Annotated in this window: 7 protein-coding genes; 5 read left to right on the top strand and 2 right to left on the bottom strand. The window is 70.6% G+C overall.

Going from position 1 to position 5,057, the window contains the following annotated elements; genetic code table 11:
- Positions 1 to 75: 75 nt before the first annotated feature.
- Positions 76 to 1,146 (bottom strand): M48 family metallopeptidase, encoded by a 1,071-nt coding sequence (locus ACYVE9_RS15285; RefSeq protein ID WP_461028394.1) that lies wholly within the window; start codon positions 1,144 to 1,146, stop codon positions 76 to 78.
- A 147-nt stretch (positions 1,147 to 1,293) separates the two neighbouring features.
- Here ACYVE9_RS15285 and ACYVE9_RS15280 point away from each other — a divergent pair, with 147 nt between their 5' ends.
- The 4 genes from ACYVE9_RS15280 to ACYVE9_RS15265 all read left to right on the top strand — a co-directional run bounded on the left by ACYVE9_RS15280 (position 1,294) and on the right by ACYVE9_RS15265 (position 3,051).
- Positions 1,294 to 1,455 carry a hypothetical protein gene (locus ACYVE9_RS15280; RefSeq protein ID WP_461028393.1) on the top strand — a complete coding sequence of 54 codons (162 nt, stop codon included), beginning with the start codon at positions 1,294 to 1,296 and terminating at the stop codon, positions 1,453 to 1,455.
- Between the two features lie 42 nt (positions 1,456 to 1,497).
- Complete coding sequence (gene nadD, locus ACYVE9_RS15275; RefSeq protein WP_461028392.1) at positions 1,498 to 2,127, top strand: nicotinate-nucleotide adenylyltransferase; 630 nt, start codon at positions 1,498 to 1,500, stop codon at positions 2,125 to 2,127.
- Between the two features lie 13 nt (positions 2,128 to 2,140).
- Positions 2,141 to 2,365 (top strand): hypothetical protein, encoded by a 225-nt coding sequence (locus ACYVE9_RS15270; RefSeq protein ID WP_461028391.1) that lies wholly within the window; start codon positions 2,141 to 2,143, stop codon positions 2,363 to 2,365.
- Between the two features lie 137 nt (positions 2,366 to 2,502).
- Positions 2,503 to 3,051 (top strand): Uma2 family endonuclease, encoded by a 549-nt coding sequence (locus ACYVE9_RS15265; RefSeq protein WP_461028390.1) that lies wholly within the window; start codon positions 2,503 to 2,505, stop codon positions 3,049 to 3,051.
- A 95-nt stretch (positions 3,052 to 3,146) separates the two neighbouring features.
- On the opposite strand, the gene ACYVE9_RS15260 is transcribed toward ACYVE9_RS15265, so the two are convergent.
- Complete coding sequence (locus ACYVE9_RS15260; RefSeq protein ID WP_461028389.1) at positions 3,147 to 4,010, bottom strand: LysR family transcriptional regulator; 864 nt, start codon at positions 4,008 to 4,010, stop codon at positions 3,147 to 3,149.
- 93 nt (positions 4,011 to 4,103) lie between these two features.
- Between ACYVE9_RS15260 and ACYVE9_RS15255 the strand changes: the two genes are divergently transcribed.
- Positions 4,104 to 4,988, top strand: coding sequence for an aldo/keto reductase family oxidoreductase (locus tag ACYVE9_RS15255; protein ID WP_461028388.1), 885 nt, complete (start codon positions 4,104 to 4,106; stop codon positions 4,986 to 4,988).
- Positions 4,989 to 5,057 lie beyond the last annotated feature (69 nt).

The raw sequence follows: 5,057 nt of genomic DNA, 5'->3' as shown, positions 1-5,057 counted from the left end.
CGGCGGGTTGCCCTGCCGGGGCGCTCGGTGGTGGGGGACGGTGGGGCCCTGTCGAGCGCCTCGGTCGCGGTTCGGTCAGCTGCCGGCGGCCGTGCCGGTGCCGTTCTCCGGACGCCGCCCGCTGCCGGCGGCGAACCCGCGCAGCTTGCCGCCGAACACGGCCGCGCCGCCGGCGAGGTCACGCACCAGGCCCATCAGCGGGTCCTTGCTGTTCCGAACCGAGTCGGCGTAGTGGTTCGCGGACTCCTTGATCGAGTCACTGACGGAGGTCTCCTTGTCCTCGGACCTCCTGGGGTAGTGGCCGTCCATCACGCGCTGGTAGTCCCGGCTCTGCGCCCACTTCCTCAGCTCGGCGGCGCGGACCGTCGTGAAGGGGTGGCTGCGTGGCATGATGCTGAGGATCTTCAGCACCGAGTCGCGCAGATCGCCGCCCGCCTCGTACTCGTCGGCCTGGGCCAGGAAGGCGTCGACGTTCATCTCGTGCAGGTGGTTGCCGCCGGCCAGCTTCATCAGCCCGCGCATCGACGCCTGGAGGTCCTGCCCGACCAGCAGCCCGGCCCGGTCGGCGGACAGCTCCGACTTGCGGAACCACTCCCGCAGCGCCGTCACCAGCGCCATGATCGCGACGTTGCCCAGCGGGATCCACGCGACCTTCAGCGCCATGCTGGTCAGGAACAGCAGGATCGTGCGGTAGACCGAGTGGCCGGACAGCGCGTGACCCACCTCGTGACCGACGACGGCCCGCATCTCCTCCTCGTCGAGCAGTTCGACGAGACCGGTGGTGACCACGATGATCGGCTTGTCCATGCCGATGCACATGGCGTTGGGCATCGGGTCCTGCGTCACGTACATCGGCGGGACCTTCTCCAGGTCCAGGACCTGGCAGGCGTCCAGCAGCATGCGGTGCAGGTGGACGAACTGCAGCTCGCCGACCCGGACCGAGTCCGAGAGGAACAGCAGCCGCAGGCTGCGCTCCGGAAGCAGTCCGCTGAGCGTCTTGAAGACGGTGTCGAACCCGGTCAGCTTTCGCAGCGCGACCAGCGCGGAGCGGTCGGCGGGGTGTTCGTACGCCCTGGACGAGATACCGGGAAAACGCCTGCGCTCACGTCCCGGCAGATGCTCCGTGTTGCCATTGCTGTCGCTCATGTGGCCCCCTTACGGGTCTTCGTCGTGGCCCGTCCCCCTGGCTGTGCGACCAGCCTACGGGGTGGGTGTGCCGAGCCGCACAAACCCGGTCCGCTTACCATGTGGGCAACTCACCGCCCGCCCATCTCCTGGACAGGTAAGCAAACGATGACTCTCCCCAGCTCCGTGCACACTCTCGGCCTGCTCGCCCAGGAGGGTGAGCACGGTGGCCAGTACGACAGCCTCAACCCGTACCTCATCGGCGGTTTCGGTCTGCTCGTCCTGCTTCTGCTGCTGTGGATCACCACCCGATTCAACCGGGACCGCTGAGGGACGGGTCGGCGCCCGCGTCAGCGGTTAGGGTCTGCACGCATGGAAGAGCACATAGTGCCTCGGGCCGGCGAACGGCGGCTGGGCGTCATGGGTGGGACGTTCGATCCGATCCACCACGGCCACCTGGTCGCCGCCAGTGAGGTGGCGGCGCGGTTCCACCTCGACGAGGTGATCTTCGTGCCGACCGGCCATCCGTGGCAGAAGAGCCATCAGAAGGTGTCCGCCGCCGAGGACCGCTACCTCATGACGGTGATCGCCACCGCGTCCAACCCGCAGTTCTCGGTGAGCCGCATCGACCTCGACCGGGCCGGCCGGACGTACACCATCGACACCCTGCGGGACCTGCGTGCCGAGCACCCGGACGCCGACCTGTTCTTCATCACCGGAGCCGACGCGCTCGCGCAGATCCTCACCTGGCGGGACGCGGAGGAGCTGTTCTCCCTCGCGCACTTCATCGGGGTGACGAGGCCGGGACACCACCTGGCCGACCCCGGGCTGCCGGACGGCGGCGTCTCCCTGGTGGAGGTGCCGGCACTGGCGATCTCCTCCACGGACTGCCGCGCACGGGTGGCGCAGGACGATCCGGTCTGGTATCTGGTGCCGGACGGCGTGGTGCGTTACATCAACAAGCGCCGGCTGTACCGGGACGCTTCTGCACAGAGGGGCTAGAGGGGCGGCAGGCGTGAACGATCGACAGGATCCGTACGGGGAACAGCAGTTCTACGGCTACGACGAGTACGGGCGGCCGATCTACCAGGATCCGTACGCCGCCCCCTACGACCCGTACGCCGGCCAGGGGCAGCAGACGCAGGCTCCCGCAGGCGGTACGCCCCCTCGTCCCGCACCCCGCCGACCGCCCCGCGCCTCCGAGCCCCGAGCCCGCCCGCTCCGAACCGTCCCCCCTTGAACCGGCGGCGTGCCCCTCCGGCGGCGACCGCACATGACCACGCACCCCGTGCCCGTGCCGCACACGCGGGCTCGTCCCGGGGCAGGATGGAGGCGAGGAGGCGACGCCATGACCCCTGCCACCGCGGACGGCCCCAGATGCCCGTAGAGGACTTCGAACAGCTCGCCGCCACGGCCCCCGAAACCGTGACGCTTGAATTCGTCAACGGAAAACTGGAGGTCAAGCCCGTGCCGGACGGCGACCACGGAGCGATTGTCATGTGGTTGCTGAAGCGCTGCATGGAGCAACGTCCGGACCTGGCGCTCTACCCCGACCAGGGCATCAGGGTGGAGGCCTACCGGAGGGGCCGGGCCCGTCCGGACGGCACCTTGGCGCCGGAGGACCACTTCGTCGGCCAGGGGGAGTGGGCCGAACCCGATGGAGTGCTCATGACGGTGGAGGTGACGACGCACGACAGGGACACCGACCGGCGGGACCGGACCGAGAAACGGGACGGCTACGCGGCTGCCGGCATCCCCGTCTACCTGCTGGTGGACCGTGAGACGTGCACGCTGACCGTCCACTCCGACCCGCAGCACGGGACGTACCGGCACCGCGTCACCCAGCCCTATGGCGAGGTGGTCGAAGTCCCCGCCCCCGTGAACGTCACCCTGCACACCGCGAAACTCAAGGACTACGCGCACTGACCCCGGCCCGCAGCCCACGGACGACCCACCGCGCCCGCGCGTCCGGGAACGACAGCACCGATTCGGTGTCGCCGCACGGAGCGGGCCAGGGCGGGTCAGAGTCGCGTGGCCGTGCGGATCAGCCCGGCGAGGGCGGGGGATCGGCTGTGCGCGGGCCACGCGATGTGGGTGACGACGGGGGGCGCGTCGGCCAGGGGGACGGCGGCGTGCTCGGCCCACAGCCAGGCGCGGGCCGAGTCCGGATAGACGGCCACGGTGCGTCCCAGGGCGATCAGCTGGGCCAGCTGCGTCTGGTCGTGGATCTCGGGGCCCAGGCCGGGCGGATACGTGCCGTGGCGTGACCAGCGGGCGAGCGGGAGATCGGGGATGTCGCTGACGTCGGCCAGGGAGAGAGTGCTCCGCGCGGCGAGGGGGTGCCCGGCAGGCAGGACAGCGATCTGCCCCTCCGTCATCAGTTCCTCGCTGTCGAACCCGGCGAGGGAGTTGAACGGCGCGTGCATGAGGGCCACGTCGGCGCGGCCGTCCCGCAGCATCCCTTCCTGCTCGCACGTGCCGCTCGGCAGCACCTCGATCTCAGCGGCGTCGGGCTCGGCCGCGTAGGCGTCGAGGAGCTTGTGCAGCAGTTCGTGAGACGCGCCGGCCTTCACCGCCAGCACCAGACGGTTCCGGGGGCCGGCCGGGCTGTCGGCGCCACCGGCCCGGCGGGTGCGTCGAGCGGCGGCGGTGGTCGCGTCGAGGGCTGCGCGGCCCTCGTGCAGCAGCATCTCCCCGGCGCCGGTCAGGGAGACGCCCCGGCGGTCGCGTCGCAGCAGGGGGACGCCGAGGCGCCGCTCCAGCTGCTGGATCGCCCGGGACAGCGGTGGCTGGGCCATGCCGAGGCGTTCGGCGGCACGTCCGAAGTGCAGTTCCTCAGCGACGGCCGTGAAGTACCGCAGCTCGCGGATCTCCAAGGTGTCCATGAGCACAGCGTACGCCTGTGATACCCGCTGGGTATCACAGGCGACCGAATCGGTATTGGCTGCGTGGCTTGTCCCCGAGCGAGCATCAACGGCATGAGCGAAACCGCGAACACAGCCTCCACTTCACTGCCCGGTGGCACCTGGACCCTGGGCGATCTGACCGTGACCCGCTTCGGCTACGGCGCCATGCAGCTCGCCGGCCCCGGGGTCATGGGCCCGCCCGCCGACCGCAACGGGGCGCTCGCCGTGCTGCGTGAGGCGACCGACCTCGGGATCAGTCACGTCGACACCGCCGGCGCCTACGGACCACGAGTCACCAACCAGCTGATCCGTGAGGCGCTGCACCCCTATCCCGAATCGCTGCACATCGTGACCAAGGTCGGCGCGGTCCGCGACCGGCAGGGCGGCTGGCCGCCTGCCCGGCGCCCCGAGGGCCTGCGCCGCGCCGTCCACGAGAACCTCAAGGACCTCGGTCTCGACACGCTCGACGTGGTCAACCTCCGTCTCGGCGACGCCCAGGGTCCCCGGCCGGGCTCACTCGCCGAACCCTTCGGGACCCTCGTCGAACTCCAGCAGCAGGGCCTTGTCCGACACCTCGGAGTGAGCAACGCGACGGCGGAACAGGTCGCCGAGGCGCAGTCCATCGGACCGGTCGTGTGCGTGCAGAACATGTACAACCTCGCCCATCGCCAGGACGACGAGCTGATCGACGAACTGGCCGGCAAGGGAATCGCCTACGTGCCCTTCTTCCCCCTGGGCGGTTTCACCCCGCTGCAGTCCACGGCGCTCTCCGCCGTGGCCGGCCGGCTGGGTGCGACGCCGATGTCGGTTGCCCTGGCCTGGCTGCTGCGGCGGTCGCCGAACATCCTGCTCATCCCCGGTACGTCGTCGGTGGGGCACCTGCGCGAGAACGTCACCGGCGCGGGACTCCCGCTCTCCGACGAGGACCTCGCCGAGTTGGAGGGGATCGGCCGCTAGCCGGAGGACGCGCCCCGGCTCCGCGCGGCCCGCCTACGCCGCAGCGGCAGCCAGGCGCGCCGGCTCGCC

It is taken from the genome of Streptomyces sparsus, from assembly GCF_054776295.1.
Note: the sequence above shows the minus strand (reverse complement) of the source record. Positions and strands in the feature narration are given on the sequence as shown.